General features: G+C 62.1%; 18 protein-coding genes and 1 tRNA gene. 2 read left to right on the top strand and 17 right to left on the bottom strand.

What is annotated here, in order from left to right; translation table 11 throughout:
* Positions 1-141: 141 nt before the first annotated feature.
* The 11 genes from pheS to PPGU16_RS05305 all read right to left on the bottom strand — a co-directional run bounded on the left by pheS (position 142) and on the right by PPGU16_RS05305 (position 10,320).
* Positions 142-1,155: a phenylalanine--tRNA ligase subunit alpha gene (pheS, locus tag PPGU16_RS05355; protein WP_180722011.1), complete on the bottom strand. Its 1,014-nt coding sequence runs from the start codon at positions 1,153-1,155 to the stop codon at positions 142-144.
* A gap of 159 nt (positions 1,156-1,314) precedes the next feature.
* A complete protein-coding gene (gene rplT, locus PPGU16_RS05350; protein WP_109480110.1) occupies positions 1,315-1,674 on the bottom strand; it encodes a 50S ribosomal protein L20 in 360 nt (119 codons plus the stop codon).
* A gap of 29 nt (positions 1,675-1,703) precedes the next feature.
* The gene (gene rpmI / locus PPGU16_RS05345) at positions 1,704-1,901 is read right to left on the bottom strand and encodes a 50S ribosomal protein L35 (RefSeq protein WP_004191477.1); all 198 of its coding nucleotides are present in this window, start codon (positions 1,899-1,901) and stop codon (positions 1,704-1,706) included.
* A 254-nt stretch (positions 1,902-2,155) separates the two neighbouring features.
* Positions 2,156-2,680: a translation initiation factor IF-3 gene (gene infC / locus PPGU16_RS05340; protein ID WP_079482295.1), complete on the bottom strand. Its 525-nt coding sequence runs from the start codon at positions 2,678-2,680 to the stop codon at positions 2,156-2,158.
* 48 nt (positions 2,681-2,728) lie between these two features.
* A complete protein-coding gene (gene thrS, locus PPGU16_RS05335; RefSeq protein WP_042311288.1) occupies positions 2,729-4,636 on the bottom strand; it encodes a threonine--tRNA ligase in 1,908 nt (635 codons plus the stop codon).
* 283 nt (positions 4,637-4,919) lie between these two features.
* Positions 4,920-4,996: transfer RNA gene (locus PPGU16_RS05330), tRNA-Val, on the bottom strand.
* A 98-nt stretch (positions 4,997-5,094) separates the two neighbouring features.
* On the bottom strand, positions 5,095-7,335 hold the full coding sequence (locus PPGU16_RS05325; RefSeq protein WP_180722553.1) for a RelA/SpoT family protein: 2,241 nt from the start codon (positions 7,333-7,335) through the stop codon (positions 5,095-5,097).
* Between the two features lie 61 nt (positions 7,336-7,396).
* Complete coding sequence (locus tag PPGU16_RS05320; RefSeq protein WP_035990403.1) at positions 7,397-7,750, bottom strand: RidA family protein; 354 nt, start codon at positions 7,748-7,750, stop codon at positions 7,397-7,399.
* Positions 7,751-7,855: 105 nt separating this feature from the next.
* Complete coding sequence (locus PPGU16_RS05315; RefSeq protein ID WP_180722010.1) at positions 7,856-8,776, bottom strand: alpha/beta fold hydrolase; 921 nt, start codon at positions 8,774-8,776, stop codon at positions 7,856-7,858.
* 195 nt (positions 8,777-8,971) lie between these two features.
* On the bottom strand, positions 8,972-9,613 hold the full coding sequence (locus PPGU16_RS05310; RefSeq protein ID WP_180722009.1) for a CoA transferase subunit B: 642 nt from the start codon (positions 9,611-9,613) through the stop codon (positions 8,972-8,974).
* Positions 9,614-9,615: 2 nt separating this feature from the next.
* On the bottom strand, positions 9,616-10,320 hold the full coding sequence (locus PPGU16_RS05305) for a CoA transferase subunit A (protein ID WP_180722008.1): 705 nt from the start codon (positions 10,318-10,320) through the stop codon (positions 9,616-9,618).
* Positions 10,321-10,691: 371 nt separating this feature from the next.
* On the opposite strand from PPGU16_RS05305, the gene PPGU16_RS05300 reads away from it, so the two are divergent.
* On the top strand, positions 10,692-11,237 hold the full coding sequence (locus tag PPGU16_RS05300) for a PAS and helix-turn-helix domain-containing protein (protein ID WP_180722007.1): 546 nt from the start codon (positions 10,692-10,694) through the stop codon (positions 11,235-11,237).
* A 72-nt stretch (positions 11,238-11,309) separates the two neighbouring features.
* Here the strand turns inward: PPGU16_RS05300 and PPGU16_RS05295 are convergent, their stop codons facing one another.
* Both PPGU16_RS05295 and PPGU16_RS05290 read right to left on the bottom strand, forming a co-directional pair.
* Positions 11,310-11,738 carry an acyl-CoA thioesterase gene (locus PPGU16_RS05295; RefSeq protein ID WP_180722006.1) on the bottom strand — a complete coding sequence of 143 codons (429 nt, stop codon included), beginning with the start codon at positions 11,736-11,738 and terminating at the stop codon, positions 11,310-11,312.
* 221 nt (positions 11,739-11,959) lie between these two features.
* On the bottom strand, positions 11,960-12,736 hold the full coding sequence (locus PPGU16_RS05290; RefSeq protein WP_035990385.1) for an SDR family oxidoreductase: 777 nt from the start codon (positions 12,734-12,736) through the stop codon (positions 11,960-11,962).
* A 186-nt stretch (positions 12,737-12,922) separates the two neighbouring features.
* Here PPGU16_RS05290 and PPGU16_RS05285 point away from each other — a divergent pair, with 186 nt between their 5' ends.
* The gene (locus tag PPGU16_RS05285; RefSeq protein WP_180722005.1) at positions 12,923-14,596 is read left to right on the top strand and encodes an electron transfer flavoprotein-ubiquinone oxidoreductase; all 1,674 of its coding nucleotides are present in this window, start codon (positions 12,923-12,925) and stop codon (positions 14,594-14,596) included.
* Between the two features lie 78 nt (positions 14,597-14,674).
* Here PPGU16_RS05285 and PPGU16_RS05280 read toward each other — a convergent pair whose 3' ends face one another.
* The 4 genes from PPGU16_RS05280 to PPGU16_RS05265 form a co-directional block, all read right to left on the bottom strand.
* On the bottom strand, positions 14,675-16,138 hold the full coding sequence (locus PPGU16_RS05280; protein ID WP_180722004.1) for a tetratricopeptide repeat protein: 1,464 nt from the start codon (positions 16,136-16,138) through the stop codon (positions 14,675-14,677).
* A 70-nt stretch (positions 16,139-16,208) separates the two neighbouring features.
* Complete coding sequence (gene aroC, locus PPGU16_RS05275) at positions 16,209-17,309, bottom strand: chorismate synthase (protein ID WP_180722003.1); 1,101 nt, start codon at positions 17,307-17,309, stop codon at positions 16,209-16,211.
* Positions 17,310-17,451: 142 nt separating this feature from the next.
* Positions 17,452-19,389, bottom strand: a complete 1,938-nt coding sequence (locus PPGU16_RS05270; protein WP_180722002.1) for an MFS transporter — start codon at positions 19,387-19,389, stop codon at positions 17,452-17,454.
* A 167-nt stretch (positions 19,390-19,556) separates the two neighbouring features.
* On the bottom strand, positions 19,557-20,024 hold the full coding sequence (locus PPGU16_RS05265; protein WP_035991317.1) for a CBS domain-containing protein: 468 nt from the start codon (positions 20,022-20,024) through the stop codon (positions 19,557-19,559).
* Positions 20,025-20,096 lie beyond the last annotated feature (72 nt).

Raw genomic sequence — 20,096 nt, 5'->3', positions numbered from 1 at the left:
TGTCCGCATCCGGCCGGTATGTCGACAAGGTCGGCATCAACCGGAGGCGCTGTTTGCGGCGGCAGTCAGATTGCCGAATGCCGTGCCGCTCTCGTCGCGTGCTTAAAGCCTGTTGGCTCGCGCTCTACGCTTTGGCTCGCCTCAGGCGAACTGGCGCAGGAAGCGCAGGTCGTTTTCAAAGAACAGACGCAGGTCCTGAACGCCGTAGCGCAGCATCGTCAGGCGCTCGAGGCCGCTGCCGAACGCAAAACCGATATAGCGCTCGGGGTCGAGGCCCATGTTGCGGATCACCGTCGGGTGAACCTGGCCCGAGCCCGAAATTTCGAGCCACTTACCGGCGTTCTTGCCATGCTCGAACATCATGTCGATCTCGGCCGAAGGCTCGGTGAACGGGAAGTACGACGGACGGAAGCGCACGAGAATATCGTCGCGCTCGAAGAATTTTTTGAGGAAGTCGGTGTAGACGCCCTTCAGGTCGGCGAAGCTGATGTTCTCGTCGATCCACAGGCCTTCGACCTGATTGAACATCGGCGAGTGCGTCGCGTCGCTGTCCACGCGGTACGTGCGGCCAGGCACGATCACCTTGATAGGCGGCGTGTTGGTGCGCGCGTAGCGGACCTGCATCGGGCTGGTGTGCGTGCGCAGCAGCAGCGGACGGCCTTCAGCGTCCTTGCCGTCGACGTAGAACGTGTCTTGCATCGAACGGGCCGGATGGTTTTCCGGGCTGTTCAGCGACGTGAAGTTGTACCAGTCGGTTTCGATCTCGGGGCCGTCGGCCACGTCGAAACCAATCGTGCGAAAGATCTGTTCGACCCGCTCCCACGTGTGCATCACGGGGTGCAGACTACCTGTACCGGTGCCGCGACCGGGCAAGGTGACGTCGATGGCTTCGGCGGCGAGGCGCTGGTTCAGCAGCGCGTCGGCAAGCGCCTGGCGGCGCGCCGTCAACGCAGCTTCGACCTGCTGCTTCACAATGTTGATCCGCGCGCCTTCCGTCTTGCGCGTTTCGGGATCGAGCTTGCCGAGCCCCTTCAACAGTTCCGTCAGTGCGCCCGACTTGCCGAGAAAGCGTGCCTTCTCGTTTTCGAGCGTGGTGACGTCGGAGGCTTGTTCAAAGGCGCTTTTTGCGTCGGCGACAATCTGGTCCAGATCCATTGATCCCATCTTTTCAACGTCAGTATTCAATCGAAGTAAAACTGGCTCGACCAACAAAAAAGGGGCTCGGTGAGGAGCCCCGTTTTTGTTGCAGCGTCACCGAGACTACCGGACTGTTCGCTGCAACGAACCACGCAGTACTAGATGCTAACAGCGCACTCAGGCTGCAACGGCGGCTTTCACCTGCTGGACGATCGCAGCAAAAGCAGCCTTGTCGAACACAGCCATGTCGGCCAGCACCTTGCGGTCGAGTTCGATCGACGCCTTCTTCAGGCCGTTGATGAACACGCTGTACGTCATGTCGTGCTGACGCACCGCCGCGTTGATACGCGTGATCCACAGTGCGCGGAACACACGCTTCTTGTTGCGGCGATCGCGGTAGGCGTATTGGCCTGCGCGCATGACCGCCTGCTTGGCGATGCGATAGACGTTATTGCGGCGGCCGCGGTAACCCTTGGCCAGATTAATGATCTTCTTGTGGCGGGCCCGTGCGGTAACCCCACGTTTGACTCGAGGCATGTTTCGCTCCTATGAGTGTCGGTTAAGGGTTAGGCGAACGGCAGCATCGCGCGTACGGAGTTCAGATCGGAATCATGAACTGCCGTGGCGCCGCGCAGGTGACGCTTGTTCTTGGTGGTCTTCTTGGTAAGAATGTGGCGCTTGAAGGCTTGACCGCGCTTGACGGTACCGCCCGGACGAACCACGAAGCGCTTTGCAGCGCTCTTCTTGGTCTTCATCTTCGGCATGACAACTACTCCATTATTTGATGGACATGGGTGTGCGGTTGGCCCAGAAAGCCCTCATCCGCCCTTTGAAACCCACTCCACTTGGTATGCAGACGGCCTGAATTGCTGGCCGCTGCTTTTCAGGAAGAACGCTCGCTGTACGACAACTGCGAGCGCATTCCGAAACCTGCCTTCACACACCGCCTTCGGCGACGTGCGACTCAAACTTTCCGACAAACTCGCTGCACACAATGCGATGCGCAGCGAAAGTCTGCTTACTTCTTTTTCTTCGGCGCCAGCACCATGATCATCTGGCGGCCTTCCATCTTTGGCATCTGCTCGACCTGACCGACTTCATCCAGATCGGTGCGCAGACGCTCGAGCATGCGCATGCCGATTTCCTGGTGAGCCATTTCGCGGCCACGGAAACGCAACGTGATCTTCGTCTTGTCGCCATCTTCAAGGAAGCGGACGAGATTGCGCAGCTTGACGTTGTAGTCACCGTCATCCGTACCCGGCCGGAATTTGACTTCCTTGACCTGGATGACTTTCTGCTTGAGCTTGGCCTCGTGCTGCTTCTTCGCTTCCTGGTACTTGAACTTGCCGTAGTCCATCAGGCGGCAGACGGGCGGAACCGCTTGCGGCGCGATTTCAACCAGATCCACGTCCTGCTGTTCCGACAGGCGGAAAGCATCAGCCAGTTTTACGATGCCGAGCGGTTCGTTGTCGATTCCGACCAGACGCACCTCGGGTGCAGTAATTTCACCGTTGATGCGATGCGACGACTTATCAGTAGCGATGTTACGTTTCCTCTAAAAATTAAAAAAACGAGCCGCGCTGCCTGGTGGCTACTTGAACGTCTGCACGTCCTGGCGCAGACGCTCGCTGAAGGCATCGAGGGACATCACGCCCAGATCGACGCCGCCACGGGCACGCACGGCTACCGTTTGTGCATCACGCTCCTTATCGCCGACGACCAGCAGATACGGGACCTTTTCCAGCGTGTGCTCGCGTATTTTATAGCTAATCTTCTCGTTGCGCAAATCAGCCTCTACTCTAACCCCTTGTTTTTGCAACGATTGGGCCAGAGATTGTGCGTATTCCGCCTGACTTTCCGCGATATTCATCACGACGACCTGCATCGGCGCCAGCCAGGCAGGCATTGCACCGGCATGGTGCTCGATCAGAATGCCGAGGAAACGCTCCATTGATCCGACGATTGCCCGGTGCAGCATGATCGGGCGGCGACGGCTGTTGTCCTCGGCGACGTATTCGGCGCCGAGGCGCTCCGGCAGCACCATGTCGAGCTGGAGCGTGCCGCACTGCCACGAACGGCCGAGCGCATCCTTGATGTGATATTCGACCTTCGGACCGTAGAACGCGCCCTCGCCGGGCAATTCTTCCCAGCTCACGCCGCAGGCCGTCAGCGCATCCCGCAGACCCTGCTCGGCGCGATCCCAGGTTTCATCCGTACCCGCGCGCGCATCGGGGCGCAGCGACAGCTTGATTTCGACGTTGTCGAAGCCGAAATCTTTATAAACGCTCATCGCAAGCGTATTGAACGCGATCGATTCGCTGATGAACTGGTCTTCGGTACAGAAAATATGCGCATCGTCCTGGACGAAGCCGCGCACGCGCATCAGGCCGTGCAGTGCGCCCGATGACTCATTCCGATGGCACGAGCCGAATTCCGCGTAACGCAGCGGCAGATCGCGGTACGAACGCAGGCCGTGATTGAACACCTGCACGTGACCCGGGCAGTTCATCGGCTTGATTGCGTAGTCGCGCTTTTCCGACTCCGTCGTGAACATGTTTTCACGATAGTTCTGCCAGTGACCGGACGCTTCCCACAGCGAACGGTCCATGATCATCGGCGTCTTGATCTCGAGGTAGCCCGCGTCGTTCACGCGACGGCGCATGTACTGCTCGACCTGCTGCCACAAGGTCCAGCCGCGCGGATGCCAGAACACCATGCCCGGCGACTCGTCCTGCATGTGGAACAGGTCGAGCTGCTTGCCGAGCTTGCGGTGATCGCGTTTTTCCGCCTCTTCGAGCATGTGCAGATACGCGTCCTGGTCTTCCTTCTTCGTCCAGGCCGTGCCGTAGATACGCTGCAACTGCTCGTTCTTCGAGTCGCCGCGCCAGTACGCGCCCGCGAGCTTCATCAGCTTGAAGACCTTCAGCTTACCCGTCGACGGAACGTGCGGGCCACGGCAGAGATCCGTAAAGCCACCGTGCGAGTACAGCTTGATTTCATCGCTGGCGGGAATCGATTCGATGATCTCGGCCTTGTACTTCTCACCGATGCTCTTGAAGTACTCGACGGCCTCATCGCGCGACACCACGCGGCGCGACACCGGCTCATCCTTCTTCGCGAGTTCCTGCATGCGTTTTTCGATCTTCTCGAGATCTTCGGGCGTGAAGGGACGGCTATACGAGAAGTCGTAGTAGAAGCCGTTGTCGATCACCGGCCCGATCGTCACCTGCGCTTCAGGAAAAAGGTCCTTCACCGCGTACGCGAGCAAATGCGCCGTCGAGTGGCGAATGATGTCGAGGCCATCGGCGTCCTTGTCCGTGACGATCGCGAGCGAGACATCGCGATCGATCAGCGCAGACGTATCGACCAGTTCACCGTCGATCTTGCCGCCGAGCGCCGCCTTCGCGAGACCGGGGCCGATCGAGGCCGCCACTTCGGCGACGGTCACGGGATGCTCGTACTGTCGAACAGAACCATCGGGCAGTCGTATCGAAACCATTGCGTTCTCCGTAATGCCGGCCGGCGGCACAGGCAACAAGACTTAAAGACAAAAAAGCGCGACAAAAAAAATGCGGCCCCGCTTTCGAGGGGCCGCATTCACGTTTCTGCAAACTACTGCAAACAACAAGGGCGAAAGTGGTCCTCGACTAGCGTCGCTCCGAAGCAGTTCCGGTCAACGTTCGCGGTGTCATAACCATGTTCGCTTGATTCGCCATTTACGCCGAAGCGCTCATTGCTACTTGCGTTTGCGAAACATCGGCAAGCCGAAGTTTCGGATTCGTTGGTAGGCTCGATTGGACTCGAACCAACGACCCCCACCATGTCAAGGTGGTGCTCTAACCAGCTGAGCTACGAGCCTAGAGAAACGAGATTATATGGAGCGTAGAGAAAGTTGGCAAGCGTTTTTATGCAGCGACATCAAAATCCCAATGCCCGCTTCGCGAACGGCCAGCGCCGTCACTTGCGCGTAGCGCTGACGACGCCCGCCACTTCACCCAACATTGCGCACGCTCGCTGGATTTGTGCCGCGCTCGACACTTCGACCGTGAACTGCATGAACGCCGCATTGCGCCGCGACTGCGTCTTTACGCCCACCACGTTCATCTTCTCGCGGGCGAAGACTTCGGAGATATCGCGCAGCAGACCTTGCCGGTCGGTGGCTTCGATTGAGAGATCCACGGGATAGACCGACTTGCCGCGCCCGCTCATCACGTCCGCGGACCAGGCCGTTTGCAGCACGCGCTCCGGCGCACGGTCCGCCATGCGCAGGAACGTCGGGCAGTCGCTGCGATGTATCGACATGCCCTTGCCGCGCGTGACGAAGCCCGCGATGTCATCGGGCGGCGCCGGGCGACAGCAGCGCGCGAGTTGCGTGAGCAACGCATCGACGCCGACGACCAGCACACCCGTCGACGCGCCATGCGCGACGCTCGCGCCGCTGCTGCGTTTCTCGAACTGCTCGGGCGCTTCGACGACGGGCTCGGCGGGTGGCGCATCGTTCAGCGCCTGCTCGACGAGCCGCAAGCTGAACTCTTCCTTGCCGACCACCGAGAACAGGTCGTCGGTGGACTTGAAGCCGAGCTTCGCAGCAAGCTGATCGAGATTGACCGACGTCTTGCCTTCACGCTGCAAGGTCTTTTCGACCATCGCGCGCCCGGTCGCGATGTTCTCCTGCACTTCGACTGCGTTGAACCACGCGCGCACCTTCTGGCGCGCGCGATTGCTTTGCAGATAGCCGAGATTCGGATTGAGCCAGTCGCGCGACGGACCTCCCTCTTTCACTGAGATGATCTCGACCGTCTGCCCGTTCTGCAACGGCGTGTTCAACGGTACCATCGCCCCGTCGACGCGCGCGCCGCGGCAGCGATGCCCCAGTTCGCTATGCAGGTGATATGCGAAATCGAGCGGCGTCGCGCCTTGCGGCAGCGGAATCACGCGCGCCTGCGGCGTGAGCGTGTAGATATGATCGTCGTCGAGCGTCGCCTGGCGAAGCTGCTCCCACGGCCGGGCAGCGCCCTTTTCACCGGGCTTGCCTTCGGACACATCGTCCTTCCACGCCAGCAGCTGACGCAGCCACGCAATCTTCTCGTCGTACTTCTCGCTAGCGCTGAATTGCCCGCCATAGCCGCGCGTGCCCGCTTCCTTGTAGCGCCAGTGCGCGGCCACGCCGTACTCGGCGAACTGATGCATTTCCTGCGTGCGGATCTGCACTTCGAACGCGCGGCCGTCGTCGCCAATCACGACCGTATGCAGCGACTTGTAGCCGTTCGGCTTGGGACGCGAGATGTAGTCGTCGAATTCCCTCGGCACTGGCTGCCACAGGTTGTGCACGATGCCGAGCACCGTGTAGCAATCCTTGATGTCCGGCACGATGACGCGAAACGCGCGCACATCGTAGAGCTCGGAAAAGTCGAGCTCCTTGCCACGCATCTTGCGCCAGATGCTGTAGATATGCTTTGGCCGGCCGCTGACTTCGGCGTCGATATGCGCAGCCGCCAACTCCTGTTGCAGCTGCGCGATCGCCTCGGACACATAGGTTTCGCGCTCGACGCGCTTCTCGTCGAGCAGTTTCGCGATCCGCTTGTAGGTTTGCGGCTCCTCGAAGCGAAACGCGAGGTCTTCGAGTTCCCACTTCAATTGCCAGATGCCGAGCCGGTTAGCGAGCGGCGCGTAGATATCGAGCGTCTCGCGCGGCACGTCCGGCGTCGGCGTGATCTTCGCCGCAGCGTAATAGCGCAGCGATTGCAGCCGCGATGCGAGCCGGATCAGCACGACGCGGATGTCCTGCGCGAACGCGAGCAGCATCTTGCGTAGCGCTTCGACCTGCGCGCGGCGCGCGGCCTGCGCATCGCGGCCCGCTTCGGGCATTGCATTTTGCGCCGCGCGCATGCTCACGGTGCCGAGCCGCAGCAGCTTACGCACGTCGCCGACCAGTTGCGCGACTTCCTCACCGAAGTTGTCGGCGATGGTCTGCTCGGGGTTCGCCAGATGCGGCGTCAGCGAGAACAATGCCGCCGCCAGCACCGCAGGCGGATCGACGTTGAGTGTGCGCATGATGGCGGCCGTGCCCGCAGCATGGTCGGCGAGCGACTCGCCCGACGACAGGCGCGCGTCGCCCGCGTGCTCGCGCACGAACGCGAGCGCGTCGTCGAAAGACGGCGTTGGGTTCGGAGCGGTCGTGACGGTGTCGGTGTTCATCATGCGGCGGCCCGCGGCAAACGCGGGCGGTCAGGCGAATGCTTGAAACGTGATGGCGTGCCTAGCTGCGCTGCGCGGCGACGACGACCACTTCGACGAGGCACTTCGGGTTGGCGAGCTTCGCCTCGACGGTTGCGCGCGGCGGCGTGTTGCCTTGCGCGACCCATTCGTCCCACGCGGCGTTCATGCCGGCGAAATGCACCATGTCCGAGATATAGATCTGCACCGAGAGCAGCAGCGACTTGTCGCTGTTGACTTCACCGAGCAGACGGTCGATGTGACCCAGCACTTCGCGCGTTTGACCGACGATGTCCTGATCGGTGTCCTCGGCGATCTGGCCAGCAAGATAAACCGTGCCGTTGTGCACAGCGGTTTCCGAAAGGCGCTTGCCGACGTGATGACGAATGACTGCCATGAAATGTCCTGTCCGTTGAGAATGAAAAACGACCCTGCGCGGCGATGTGTTATGCGTGCACCTCGATGCTTCGAGATCCATCAGCGACGCCGCGCCAATCTCATATTATGACGCCTCAGCGCCGTCCCCGATAAAGAACCGTTTCACGATATCGATCTGATCAGCGGAGAGAAAGGCTGGCGCGTGTCCTACACCGGGGATTTCGACGCTCGACACATTACGTCCCTTCTCGATCATCTGCGCGACGGTTTCGCGCGACAGCAGATCCGATTGCTCGCCGCGCACGACGAGTACGGGCCCTTCGATCGCCGCAAACGAATGCCACAGCGCCGCCTCGCCGAGCGCGGTCATTTCAGGCGTGGTCTTCGTGAAGGGCTCCGCGATGCGCGGGTCGTAGCGGAACCCCCATGCGCCGTCGTGCTCGCGCACGAGCGGCGTATTGATCTCGCGCCACTCGTCCGGCGTCAACGGACCGAATGATTGCGCGAGCAAGGCCGCATGATCGATCACTTCCTGCTGCGTGGCGAACGACACCGGCTGCCCCAGATAACTGCCAATACGTTCGAGCGCGACCGGCTCGACGTGCGGGCCGACGTCGTTGACGATCATCTTGCGAATGGGCGAGTCCTTCAGCCCGGCGAAAGCCATGCCGATCAGCCCGCCCATCGAGGTGCCGAACCAGTCCACCGATTCCACGCCGAGCCGCGCAACGAGCGTGACCATGTCGCCGACGTACTGCGGAATCGTGTAATAAGCGGGATTGGCCAGCCACGACGACAACCCTCGCCCGACCACGTCAGGACACACCACGCGATACACCGACGACAACGCCGCCGCGACCCGGTCAAAGTCGCGCCCCGAGCGCGTGAGGCCATGCACGCAGACCAGCACGCGCGGATTGTCAGGCGCACCCCATTCGGTGTACGCGATGCGATGCAGGCCCACAGGGCTCGCGCATTGCACGTAGCGCTGACGGGGCGCGGTGATATCGATGGCGGACGAAACAGCGACGGTCGTAGCAGTCATCAGGAAACCCTCGATCGGAAGATGGTGGCGTGCAATGCTGCACGGAACACAATCGATTCTAAACTGCTTCGTCTCGCATGCTTATTGGCCCAAAGGCCTAAGGCAAATGCGCGAGCCGCAAAAGGAAAACGGGCGCGACCTGCGTCGCGCCCGCTTCCCGATAGTCGAGTCCGGCGCGAGGCCGGACAACGGCAATCAGCCCACCGCGCTCGTATCCAGCGGCGCACCCGTCTTCGCCTTGATCTCGTCGATCGTGACGCCGTCGGCCAGTTCGACCAGCTTCAGGCCGCCGTCGACCACGTCGATCACACCGAGGTCGGTGATGATGCGGTCGACCACGCCCACGCCCGTCAACGGCAGCGTGCACTCTTCGAGGATCTTGTGCTGGTCGCCCTTCGCAACATGCTCCATCAGCACGACGACCTTCTTCACGCCCGCGACGAGGTCCATCGCGCCGCCCATGCCCTTGATCATCTTGCCCGGGATCATCCAGTTCGCCAGATCACCCTTCTTGCTGATCTGCATGGCACCCAGAATGGCCAGGTTGATGTGTCCGCCGCGAATCATCGCGAACGAGTCAGCCGACGAGAAAATCGACGAACCCGGCAGCGTCGTCACCGTCTGCTTGCCGGCGTTGATGAGATCGGCGTCGACTTCTTCTTCATACGGCGACGGGCCGATGCCGAGCAGGCCGTTTTCCGATTGCAGCCACACTTCCATGCCCGCGGGCACGTGGTTGGCGACGAGCGTCGGCAGGCCGATGCCGAGGTTCACATAGAAGCCGTCTTGCAGTTCCTGCGCCGCGCGCGCGGCCATCTGGTCACGATTCCAAGCCATGATTACTCTCCTTTCGCGCGGACGATGCGTTGTTCAATGCGTTTTTCGGGGCTCGCATTCAGCACGAGGCGCTGGACGAAAATGCCCGGCAGGTGAATCGCGTCCGGATCGAGTTCGCCCGTTTCGACGATCTCTTCGACTTCGGCGACCGTGATCTTGCCGGCCATCGCGCACATCGGGTTGAAGTTGCGCGCGGTGCGGCGGAAGATCAGGTTGCCCGACTTGTCGGCCTTCCACGCCTTGACCAGCGCGACGTCAGCCGTCAGCGAATGTTCGAGCACGTAGTGGTTTTCGCCGAACTGGCGCGTTTCCTTGCCTTCCGCGATGATCGTGCCGTAGCCCGTGTTCGTGAAGAACGCCGGAATGCCCGAGCCGCCCGCGCGCAGCTTTTCGGCTAGCGTGCCTTGCGGCGTGAATTCCAGCTCGAGTTCGCCCGCCAGATACTGGCGCTCGAATTCCTTGTTCTCGCCGACGTACGACGAGATCATTTTCTTGATCTGACGCGTTTCCAGCAGCAGGCCGAGGCCGAATCCATCGACGCCCGCGTTATTGCTGATGCAGGTGATGCCCTTGACGCCCGAATCGCGCAGGGCGGCGATCAGCGCTTCGGGAATGCCGCACAGGCCAAAGCCGCCGACAGCGAATGTCTGGCCGTCCTTGACGATGCCTTCGAGCGCGGACGCCGCGCTTGCGTAGACTTTGTTCATCAGTGTGTCCCTTCCTTGATTGGATACCCGAAAATCCGGATCGATGCGACGCCGTTCTTATATCGACTGGCAGCGTGTTCCTGCGCGCTTTCACGCGGCCTGAACCGGTTGCCGGGGCGCTGCGGGCCTGGCCCGAATCGCCCATTCTAGTCATCTGCGGCGAACGGTGGCGTGATACCTGCAAAACATTGCAAAGGGTTGCTCACAGAAGGCTCCGAGCAAGCCTTGCGAGCCGTTTGCCGTGTCCTGCCATTTCCGTCCGGCGCGCCTGCCGCGCATCTTGTGATGTGCCGAAAGGGTACGATGCGGCGGGCTTGCGGCACAATACGCAAAAATACATAAGTATTCGTACCGCATCCTTCGCTGATTTCATGCCCGCACTGGATTACCAAACCGCTTTTCACCTCGCGCCGATCGGTCTCGTGCTGTCGCGAGAACGGATCATCGAAGACTGCAACGACCAGCTGGCCGCGATCTTCGGCCGCTCGCGCGAATCGTTGCTGGGGCAATCGTTCGAAGTACTGTATCCGTCGCCCGACGAGTTCGAGCGCATCGGCGAACGCATTCCGCCCATCATGACGGCGCAAGGCAGCTACGCCGACGACCGCATCATGAAGCGCGCCAACGGCGAGCTGTTCTGGTGCCATGTGACAGGCCGCTCGCTCGATCGCGCGATGCCGCACGCAGCGGGCGTCTGGACGTTCGAGGATCTGAGCGCGACGCGGCGCGTCGCCGTCGAACTGACGCCGCGCGAGCGCGAAATCGCCGCGCAACTGGTGACGGGGAAAACGAGCAAGCAGATCGGCCGGATTCTCGACATCAGCTCGCGCACGGTCGACGTCTATCGCGCGCGGCTGATGCGCAAATACGGTACAGGGAACGCGACTGAACTGCTGCAGCGCCTGCTCGGGAATTGAGTTCCGCCTGAAAACCGGCCTGGAAACCGGCGAGCGGCGCCGACACTGAGGGCCGGCGCGCGAAGATGACGCTCAGACCTTCACGAGGTGAGCGTTTTCGATAGTCGAGCGCAGCAGATCGGGAATCGGCACCGACTTGCCCGCCGCGTAGTCGATCCACACGCACTTCGCATTGCCGCGCGCGTACAACGTGTCCGGATCGTCTGCGCGGTACAGCTCGAAGCCCGTGTCGAAGCTGCTGCGCCCCGGCACGCCGACCGTCATGCGGCCAATCACGTCGCCCGGATAGTGCAGCTGCTTCAGAAACTCCATCGATGCATTGACGATCACGGGCCCTTGCCCTTCGCCATTGCCGCCGGCGATGCCCAGCTGCTCGAACCAGGAAATCCGCACCTGCTCCATGTAACGGAAATAGACCGTGTTGTTCACATGGCCGAACGCGTCCATGTCGCCCCAACGGATCGGCATCGACATCTCAAAAACGGGGTGGTAATCGCTCATTGCACTTCTTCTACGGTTTAAATCGGGGAAACGGAACGGCTGGGCCGCACTCGGCTGGGCCGCACTCGACCTCGGCCGCACTGGAAAGCGCGGCGGCCAGATTGGACTGCGCAACGCGCCGCGCGATGCGGACGTTGCGCAAGGGTGTCAATGATCGCGCGTTTCGCGTTTTTCTGCTCTGCGGATCGCGAAACGCCCGGTCTTCTGTAGGTTCGGACCGGTTACGACAGGCCGAAGCCGTCGTCGGCGGCAATCACCGAGCCGTTGATGAACTGCGATTCGTCAGCGGCGAGCAGCAGCAACAGCCCGTCGAGATCTTCCGGTTTGCCGACGCGGTGCCGCGGCAGCATCGAAATCAGCTTTTGCCCCTGATCGGTCGACCAGTGATGATGATTGATCTCGGTATCGATGTAACCCGGGCAGATCGCGTTCACATTGATGCCGTGCCGGCCCCACTCCTGCGCCATCGCCTTCGTCATGTGCACGACGGCCGCCTTGCTCATCGAGTAAAGCCCGATCTGTGGCAGCACGCGCAAGCCCGCCACCGAAGCAATATTGATGATCCGGTACGACGGCTTGTTGGTGGCGCCGCAGCGCATGATCATCCGCTTGGCCACTTCCTGCGCGACGAAGAAGGCGCCGCGCGTGTTCGTGTCGAACACGTATTCGAAATCCGCGGGCGTCACTTCCGTCAGCTTTTGCGTGGTCGAGACACCCGAGTTGTTGACGAGGATATCGATCGTTCCCGCCTCCGTCTCCGCATGCGCGACGGCCGACTTGATGCTCTGATAATCGGTCACGTCGAGCGAAACGACGTGCGCCGCGCCGCCCGACGCTTCGATCTCGGCGCGCAATTCCTTCAGGCGTTCGATTCGTCGGCTTGCCAGCACGACCTTGGCGCCCGCTTGCGACAGCACCATGGCAAACCGCTTGCCGAGTCCACTCGACGCGCCCGTAATCAGCGCCACCTTGCCTTCCAGATTGATCGAACGGCCCATTGTCGTTTTCCTTGGAACGTGGATGTGACGGGGATGACAGGCCGCGCGTTGCGCCGGCATGGCGTTATTCCCAGTTCACAATAATAGAACGATCGTGCTAATCTTGCCTCATTGTGTTGCAGCGCAGGGATCGTTCGCTGACAATACGATCCCGAAAAAAGCATTCTAACGGTAAGAGGAGCATCAATGACCCCCGCAAGTCTGATCGAGCAATACGGCCCGCGCGAGTCGATGGAATATGACGTGGTGATCGTCGGCGGCGGCCCGGCGGGCCTGTCGGCGGCCATTCGCCTGAAGCAGCGCGCGGCGGAAAAAGGCGTCGAGATCGGCGTCTGCGTGCTCGAAAAAGGCTCGGAAATTGGGGCGCATATCCTCTCGGGCGCCGTGATGGACCCGCGTGCGCTGAACGAACTGATTCCTGACTGGAAAGAAAAAGGCGCGCCGCTGGACGTCGAAGTGACGGAAGACCGCTTTTTGTTTCTCTCCGAGACGGGCGCGAAATCGGTGCCGAACTGGGCGTTGCCGGACAATTTCAAGAATCACGGCAACTACGTGATCAGCCTCGCGAACGTCACGCGCTGGCTGGGCCAGCAGGCCGAAGCGGCGGGCGTCGAAATTTTCCCGGGTTTTGCTGCCGCTGAAGTGCTGTACAACGACGATGGCTCGGTCAAGGGCGTTGCGACGGGCAATCTGGGCATCGGCAAGGACGGTGAGCCGACCGAAAACTTCCAGCTCGGCATGGAACTGCATGCGAAGTACACGCTGTTCTGCGAAGGCGCGCGCGGGCATCTGGGCCGCCAGCTGTCGGACAAGTTCAAGCTTCGCGACGGCGCCGATCCGCAGGTGTATGGCATCGGCATCAAGGAACTGTGGGAGATCGATCCGGCGAAGCACAAGCCCGGCCTCGTGATCCACACGGCCGGCTGGCCGCTCGATACGCAGACTTACGGCGGCTCGTTCCTCTATCACATCGACAACAATCAGGTGATGGTGGGCTTTGTGGTGGGCCTGGGCTATTCGAACCCGTATCTGTCGCCGTTCGAGGAGTTCCAGCGCTACAAGACGCACCCTGAGATCCGCAAGTTCCTGGAGGGCGGCAAGCGCGTGTCGTACGGCGCGCGCGCGATTACGGCAGGCGGCCTGCTGTCGCTGCCGAAGCTCGCTTTCCCGGGCGGCGCACTCGTTGGCGACGACGCAGGCTTCCTGAACGCGTCGCGGATCAAGGGTTCGCACGCGGCAATCAAGACAGGCATGCTCGCCGCCGATGCCGCATTCGACGCCGTACAGGCCGGCCGCCATAACGACGAACTGACGGCTTATCCGGACTCGTTCAAGACTTCGTGGCTGCACACCGAGCTTTATCGTGCGCGCAACTTCAAGCAGTGGATGAGCAAGGGCCTGTATCTCGGCACGCTGATGGTCGGCATCGAACAGAAGCTGCTGGGCGGCAATGTGCCGTGGACGCTGCATCACCAGCACTGGGATCACGAGATGCTGAAACCGGCATCGCAGTGCACGCCGATCGAGTATCCGAAGCCGGACGGCAAGCTGACGTTCGACCGTCTCTCGTCGGTGTTCATCTCGAACACGAATCACGAAGAGAATCAGCCTGCACACCTGACACTGAAAGACCCGTCGGTACCGGTGAAGGTCAACCTGCAAACCTACGCAGGCCCTGAAAGTCGTTACTGCCCCGCCGCGGTCTACGAGTTCGTGAAAAACGACGACGGCAGCGAGCGCCTCGTCATCAACGCCCAAAACTGCGTCCACTGCAAGACCTGCGATATCAAGGACCCGACGCAGAACATCGTGTGGGTCACGCCCGAAGGCGGCGGCGGTCCGAACTATCCGAACATGTGACGCACACCGCGTCGTCCGCAAAGCAAAACGCCGCTCGATGAGCGGCGTTTTCGCATCGAAGCCCTGCCCTGCACCGGCTCACGCCACCAGCGCTTCCAGCCGCGCACGCACGCGTTCGAGCACGGGTGTCCACGCGCCAGCCGCCGGCTGACGAAACAGCTCGACGGTTTGATACCACGGCGTACGCTCCGTCTCCTCGCCCCAGAACCATGCGGACACGAGATCGAGCATCAGCCTGGTGGGCACGCCGAGCGCACCCGCCAGATGCGCGGGGCCGCTGTCGATGGTGACGAGCGCATCGAGGTTCACGAGCAACGCGGCCACATCGTCGAAGCCGGCCGTGAACTGCGGCGTCAGATCGACGATATCGACGCCCTGCGTGCGCCATTGCCCGACCGTCTGCTCGCGCCCGGGTGAAATCGCGAAGAACGTCACGCCCGGCACATCGAGAATCTGCGCGATCTCATGCGCCGGGACCGAGCGCCGCCTGTCTCGGATGTGATTGGGATTGCCGTTCCACACGAGGCCGACCTTGCGATGCCCCGCCGGAGTGACGGCAGCGACACGCTCGCGCCATACATCCGCAAGCGCGGGATCAGCGCTCAGATATGGCCGCCCCCACATCGACGGATCGTTGATGCCCAGGCGCAGCGGCAGGCTCATCAACCCGCAGTGATAGTCCGGCTTCGTGTCGAGGCTCGTTTCGATCTTGATGCCGTCCGGCAGCATGCGTTCGAACAGATGCTGCATCGGCCCGGCGTAACCAAAAATCACGCGGCCGCCTTCACGTTGCGCGCGCTCGGCGAGCAGCGGCAGAAAGCGCACCGACCACAGGCAGTCGCCGTTGCCCTGCTCGCCATAAACGACGAGCGTCTTCCCCGCCAGCGGCTCGCCGCGCCAGTTCGGACAGATGGCGGCAAGCGCAGCCCGCGCGGCATTCGAATCGTGCGCGAATGCGACGCGCGCCTCGTAGTCGAGCCAGCCTTGCGCGTAACGCCCTGCGCGCACTTCCAGTTCCGACAGATCGAAAAGCGCGTGCGCGTTGTTCGGCGACAGTTCCAGCACGCGACGCAGTAACGCTTCCGCTTCGCCGAAGCGGCCCTGTTCCTTGATGCACAACGCGAGCTTGTGCAGAACGATGTGATTGCCGGGCGCCGCGCGCGCGGCTTCGTGCAGCAGACGCTGCGCTTCCGTGAAATCGTCGCGCTCCTGGACGGCGGCCGCGCGCCAGACGAGCGCGTTCGCGTCGTTGGCATCACGCGCCAGCAGAAGTGCAGTGGAAGATTCGATGAGCGCCCAGTCGCGCAGGATGAAGGCCGTTTGCGCGATGTCGTGCAACAGCCTGGCGTCGCAATTCGCGTCCAGCCGATGCGCCCGCATCAGCGCATCGACGGCTTCGCGTAGCAGCGCCTTGTCGCCGTTTGCACGTTCGAGCAACGCGTTGCCGAGCGTGAACCAGTCGGTCGCGACAGCGTCGGGCAACGCCGTGCGCGCTCGCAGCGGCGCGAGCAGATCGGCGGCGGTGGAATGCATAGTGTTCATGTTGACCGCCCCGTCGGGAACCAGCGAGTTTGCCGGATAGCTTCGACCCTACGCCGAACGGCGTTGCCCGTCAGGGCGCGCTGGCAGCGATCTTCGGCGTATCGACGGTGACGTCGCCGCATTGCGCGCGGTGCCGCAGCGCGTGGTCGATCAGCACGAGCGCGAGCATCGCCTCGGCGATCGGCGTCGCGCGAATGCCGACGCACGGATCGTGACGTCCGAACGTTTCGACGATGGCGGGCTGGCCGTTTTTATCGATCGAGCGGCGCGGCGTGCGGATGCTCGACGTCGGCTTGATGGCGATCGACACGGTGATGTCCTGTCCCGTCGAAATGCCGCCGAGCACGCCACCCGCATGGTTGCCGACGAAGCCTTCCGGCGTCAGTTCGTCGCCATGCACGGAGCCGCGCTGCCGCACGCTTTCGAAGCCCGCGCCGATCTCGACGCCCTTCACCGCGTTGATGCCCATCATGGCGTGCGCGATGTCGGCGTCGAGACGGTCGAACAGCGGCTCACCAAGGCCGACAGGCACGCCCGACGCAACCACGTTGATACGCGCGCCGATCGAATCGCCGTCCTTGCGCAGTTCGTCCATATACGTTTCGAGCTGCGGCACGATATCCGCGTTCGGCACGAAGAACGGATTCTCGCGCACGTATTGCCAGTCGACGAACGGCACGTCGATCTCGCCCAGCGCCGCCATATAGCCGCGAATCTCCGCGCCAAACTTCTCGCGCAGCCATTTCTTCGCGACCGCGCCCGCCGCCACGGTCGGCGCCGTCAGGCGCGCCGACGAACGGCCGCCGCCGCGATAGTCGCGAATGCCGTATTTCTGCCAGTAGGTGTAGTCGGCGTGGCCGGGACGGAATGTTTCGACGATGTTGCCGTAGTCCTTGCTGCGCTGGTCCGTGTTGCGGATCAGCAGCGCGATGGGCGCGCCCGTCGTTTTGCCCTCGAAGACGCCCGAGAGAATCTCGACCTTGTCTTCTTCCTGGCGCTGCGTCACATGGCGCGACGTGCCGGGCCGGCGGCGGTCGAGTTCGAACTGGATGTCGGCTTCGACGAGCGACATGCCCGGCGGGCAGCCGTCGATCACACAGCCGATGGCCGGGCCATGCGATTCGCCGAAAGTCGTGACGGTGAAGAGCGTACCGAGGGTATTGCCGGACATGAGCGTCGTCCAAAGAAATGCGGGGAGAACGTTATTATGCCAGCCCGGCCGCGCCGGCGTGGCACGCTGCGGCCCGGCCGGTGGTCATAGGACGAATGGACGAAGCGTCGCGCCTTCCGCCAGACGGTTCAGGGCCGCCGCCTTACTTGCGCGCGCCGCGTAGCTCGGTGACGACCTGCTGCAGACGTTCCGGCGTCGCCTCGGCCGGTTCGAGCGGCTCGCCGACGGCCAGCGTCAGGCGGCTCATCACGCCCTTCTGGAGCGGCCGCGGAAAGCGCGCATCGGTGCTGCGCGACCAGAAGCTGCCCCACAGCCCGCGCAGCGCCATCGGCACAACGGGCACGGCCTTGCGCCGCAAAATTTCCGCGACGCCATGGCGGAACGGATTCATCTCGCCCGTTCGTGTCAGCTTGCCTTCGGGAAAAATACAGACGAGATCGCCGTCGTCGAGCGCTTTCGCGCAGGCTTCATAGGCACGTTTCAGCATTTCCGGGTCTTCATGCGCGGGGGCGATCGGAATCGCCTTAGCGTGTCTGAAGAGCCAACCGACAAGCGGCGTGCGGAAAATCCGGTGATCCATCACGAAGCGGATCGGCCGCGGGCTTTCCGCCATGATGACAATCGCGTCGACATAGCTCACGTGATTGCACACCAGCACGGCGGCGCCCTCTTCGGGAATGCGCTCCGCGTGCACGAGGCGCATCCGGTAGAACGTGTGCACCATCAGCCACGCGACGAAGCGCAGCAGAAACTCCGGCACGAGCGAATAGATATAGATCGCGACGACCACGTTGAGCAACGCCGTCACGAGGAACAAGCCCGGAATGCCGACGCCCGCCGACGTCAGCGCGACGGCCATCAGCGCCGACACGATCATGAACAGCGAGTTGAGGATATTGTTCGCCGCGATGATCCGCGCGCGGTGGCTCGGCTGGCTGCGGCTCTGGATCAGCGCGTAGAGCGGCACGCTGTAGAAGCCGCCGAACATCGCCAGCAGGAACAGATCGGCGAGCACGCGCCAATGCGCGTGCATCGCCATGAATTCGCCGACCGTCAGCAGATGCGTGACGCCGGGCAGCGCGTGGCTCGCGAAGAACAGGTCGATCGCGAAAACGCTGATGCCGATCGAGCCGAGCGGCACGAGTCCGATTTCGATGCGCTTCTTCGACAGCCGCTCGCACAGCAGCGACCCGGTGCCGATACCGATCGAAAAGGTGGCGAGCAGCACGGTCACGACATCGGGATTGGCGGACAGCACGTCCTTGGCGAACCGGAAGAAGGACGACAGGAACGTCGCGCCGACGAACCACAGCCAGGAAATGCCAAGCAGACTCAGAAACACCGTCCGGTTCTGACGCGCCAGTTTCAGATTGCGCCAGGTTTCACTGATCGGATTCCAGTTGATGCGCAGGTCCGGTTGAGAAGGCATCGACGGCGGCACGAAGCCCGACGCGACGCGTCCAATCAGCGCAATCGCCACGCAGCCGAACGCGAGGATCGCCGCGCCGTGTGCGTCCGAGCCTGCCGCCGCGCCGCCCAGGATCGTGCCGAACAGGATCGCGACGAACGTGCCCATCTCGACCATGCCGTTGCCGCCGACCAGTTCCGACTTGTCGAGATGCTGCGGCAGATAGGCGTACTTGACGGGACCGAACACCGTCGAATGGACGCCCATCAGGAAGGTACACAGATACAGCAGCACGGCGTTGTGCAGCCAGAAGCCCGCGCCGCCGACCAGCATGACGCCGATCTCGAACGTCTTCACGAAGCGCGTGAGCATCGCCTTGTCGTACTTGTCGGCGATCTGACCGGAGGTCGCCGAGAACAGGACGAACGGCAGAATGAAGATCGCCGAAATCAGAAAAGCCGCGGTATCCGCATTGACGCCTGAGAAGCGCGCGGCCTGATACGTAACGAGCGACGTGAAGCCGATCTTGAACACGTTGTCGTTCATCGCGCCGAGGAACTGTGTCCAGAAAAACGGCGCGAAACGGCGCTCGCGCAACAGCCGGAACTGCGAACCGTGTTCACGCGCGGCGCGCTTTCGCTGTTGGGCGGTAGACAACGGACGATCGTTCATTGAGTGATGGATGCTGGGCAGTTCTGTCCGGATTCACAAGCGATTTGCGAAACTGGCAGGCACAAAAAAGCGCACGCTGATCGCGCGCGCTTCGAAGATAGTTCAGTCATGCGACAACGGCATGCCGGCAGGCTTCATCGGCAAACTGAACCGACGCCGGGCCTCGCTCAGCGCGACGGCTGCTCCTGTTGCGGCTCGTCTTCCGCGGGCCAGTCGCGGATATACGCCTTCAGCATCCGGTTCTCGAAGCCCTGCTCTTCGACGACGGCCTTCGCGACGTCGTAGAACGAAATCACGCCCATCAGCTTGCGGCTTTCCATGACGGGCAGATAACGCACGTGATGTTCGAGCATCATGCGGCGAACTTCGTTGACATCCGTTTCGGGCGTGCAGGTGAGCGGGTGATCGTCCATGATCTTGCGGATCGTGCTGCCGCCGACGCTGCCGCCGTTGCGGCTCAGCACGAGGATGATCTCGCGGAACGTCAGCATGCCGACGAGATCGCCATATTCCATCACGACGAGCGAGCCGATATCGTGCTCGGCCATCGTGTTGACGGCTTCGTTGAGCGGGCTATCGGGCGTGACGGTGAAAAGGGTGTTGCCCTTGAGCTTGAGAATGTCGCTGACGCGCATGATTTGTCTCCTGATGAAGCCTTCTGAAGCAAAAAAAGGCCTGACTGACTTTCGATCGTAGCGGAAAGGCCC

Origin of the sequence: Paraburkholderia largidicola (assembly GCF_013426895.1) — a bacterium.
Taxonomy (GTDB): Bacteria; Pseudomonadota; Gammaproteobacteria; order Burkholderiales; family Burkholderiaceae; genus Paraburkholderia; species Paraburkholderia largidicola.
This window is presented reverse-complemented; position numbering and strand designations above follow the sequence as displayed.